The organism is Blastococcus sp. TF02A-26 (genome assembly GCF_003319125.1).
In the GTDB taxonomy this organism is placed as follows: Bacteria; Actinomycetota; Actinomycetes; order Mycobacteriales; family Geodermatophilaceae; genus Trujillonella.
Genome location: NZ_QOHG01000038.1, coordinates 1 through 2953, shown reverse-complemented (window position 1 = coordinate 2953; position 2953 = coordinate 1). Strand labels below are relative to the sequence as shown.

1 rRNA gene is annotated in these 2953 nt (G+C 58.3%); it reads left to right on the top strand.

Annotated features, from left to right (window positions below):
• Positions 1–94 precede the first annotated feature (94 nt).
• A 23S ribosomal RNA gene (locus DQ240_RS22965) occupies positions 95–2953 on the top strand; the annotation flags it as partial.

The following is a 2953-nucleotide window of genomic DNA, read 5'->3' as shown; positions in this document are numbered from 1 at the left end:
AACAGTTCCGGACCCTCGCTTCCGGCACGGTGTTCTTCCTTCGGGGAGGGCTCGGGCCGGGTGGTTGGGGGTTCGTGGTTTGTAGGTTTTGTGTGGCCAAGTTGTTAAGGGCACACGGTGGATGCCTGGGCACCAGGAGCCGATGAAGGACGTAGGAGGCTGCGATAAGCCTCGGGGAGCTGCCAACCGAGCGTTGATCCGAGGATTTCCGAATGGGGGAACCCCGCACCAGTCATGTGGTGTGACCCGCGCCTGAACACATAGGGCGTGTGGAGGGAACGTGGGGAAGTGAAACATCTCAGTACCCACAGGAAGAGAAAACAACAGTGATTCCGTGAGTAGTGGCGAGCGAAAGCGGATGAGGCTAAACCGTTTCCATGTGATAGCCGGCAGGCGTTGTGGGAGCGGGGTCGTGGGACCGTTCTGTGTTCTCTGCCGAGGGCACGGGGAGTCAGAAAGACGGTGTGTTAGTGGAAGGCCTGCTGGAACGGGTCGCCGTAGAGGGTGAGAGCCCCGTACACGAAAACTGCCGTCCTCCCGAACGTGTTTCCCAAGTAGCACCGAGCCCGTGAAATTCGGTGTGAATCTGGCGGGACCACCCGCTAAGCCTGAATACTCCCTGGTGACCGATAGCGGACAAGTACCGTGAGGGAAAGGTGAAAAGTACCCCGGGAGGGGAGTGAAATAGTACCTGAAACCGTGTGCCTACAAGCCGTGAGAGCCTTAGCCTTCGGGCGGGGTGATTGCGTGCCTTTTGAAGAATGAGCCTGCGAGTTAGCGGTACGTGGCGAGGTTAACCCGTGTGGGGTAGCCGTAGCGAAAGCGAGTCCGAACAGGGCGTGTGAGTCGCGTGCTCTAGACCCGAAGCCGAGTGATCTACCCATGGCCAGGTTGAAGCGCGGGTAAGACCGCGTGGAGGACCGAACCCACTTAGGTTGAAAACTGAGGGGATGAGCTGTGGGTAGGGGTGAAAGGCCAATCAAACTCGGTGATAGCTGGTTCTCCCCGAAATGCATTTAGGTGCAGCGTCACGTGTTTCTTGCCGGAGGTAGAGCACTGGATGGCCGATGGGCCCCACAAGGTTACTGACGTCAACCAAACTCCGAATGCCGGTAAGTGAGAGCGTGGCAGTGAGACTGCGGGCGATAAGGTTCGTAGTCGAGAGGGAAACAGCCCAGATCATCGGCTAAGGCCCCTAAGCGTGTGCTAAGTGGAAAAGGATGTGGGATCGCAGAGACAACCAGGAGGTTGGCTTAGAAGCAGCCACCCTTGAAAGAGTGCGTAATAGCTCACTGGTCAAGTGGTTCCGCGCCGACAATGTAGCGGGGCTCAAGCACACCGCCGAAGCCGTGGCATTCACACGTTGCCCGTCGTCACCTTCGTGGTGCCGGCCAGGTGTGTGGATGGGTAGGGGAGCGTCGTGTGGCGGTGGAAGCGGCGGAGTGATCCAGCCGTGGACGCCACGCGAGTGAGAATGCAGGCATGAGTAGCGAGAGGGGAGTGAGAAACTCCCCCGCCGGAAGACCAAGGGTTCCTGGGCCAGGCTAATCCGCCCAGGGTGAGTCGGGACCTAAGGCGAGGCCGACAGGCGTAGTCGATGGACAACGGGTTGATATTCCCGTACCCGCGAAGGAACGCCCATGCTGAACCCAGCGATACTAACCGTCTGAAGCTCCTGGACCCACTTGTGGGCGATGGGGTGGAACACGGGACCTGGACTGGTAGTAGGCAAGCGATGGGGTGACGCAGGAAGGTAGTCCTACCGGTGAGTGGTAGTACCGGTGCAAGGGTGTGGCCCGTCCGATAGGTAAATCCGTCGGACATGCAGGGTGAGGCCTGACGCATAGCCGAATGAGGCGAATGGGATGATCCTATGCTGCCGAGAAAAGCCTCTAGCGAGTTCCGAGCGGCCCGTACCCCAAACCAACTCAGGTGGTCAGGTAGAGAATACCGAGGCGATCGAGCGAACTGTGGTTAAGGAACTCGGCAAAATGCCCCCGTAACTTCGGGAGAAGGGGGGCCATCTACTGTCAACACCCTTGCGGTGGGCAGCGGTGGGTGGCCGCAGAGACCAGTGAGAAGCGACTGTTTACTAAAAACACAGGTCCGTGCGAAGTCGTAAGACGATGTATACGGACTGACGCCTGCCCGGTGCTGGAACGTTAAGGGGACGGGTTAGCTCTTCGGGGCGAAGCTCAGAACTCAAGCGCCAGTAAACGGCGGTGGTAACTATAACCATCCTAAGGTAGCGAAATTCCTTGTCGGGTAAGTTCCGACCTGCACGAATGGCGTAACGACTTCTCAGCTGTCTCAACCACAGGCTCGGCGAAATTGCACTACGAGTAAAGATGCTCGTTACGCGCGGCAGGACGGAAAGACCCCGGGACCTTCACTATAGCTTGATATTGGTGTTCGGTTCGGCTTGTGTAGGATAGGTGGGAGACTGTGAAGCGGGCACGCCAGTGTCCGTGGAGTCGCCGTTGAAATACCACTCTGGTCGAATTGGATGTCTAACCTCGGTCCGTGATCCGGATCAGGGACAGTGTCAGGTGGGTAGTTTAACTGGGGCGGTTGCCTCCCAAAATGTAACGGAGGCGCCCAAAGGTTCCCTCAGCCTGGTTGGCAATCAGGTGTTGAGTGCAAGTGCACAAGGGAGCTTGACTGCGAGACCGACGGGTCGAGCAGGAGCGAAAGCTGGGACTAGTGACCCGGCACCGGCATGTGGAAGCGGTGTCGCTCAACGGATAAAAGGTACCCCGGGGATAACAGGCTGATCTTCCCCAAGAGTCCATATCGACGGGATGGTTTGGCACCTCGATGTCGGCTCGTCGCATCCTGGGGCTGGAGTAGGTCCCAAGGGTTGGGCTGTTCGCCCATTAAAGCGGTACGCGAGCTGGGTTTAGAACGTCGTGAGACAGTTCGGTCCCTATCCGCCGTGCGCGTAAGAGACTTG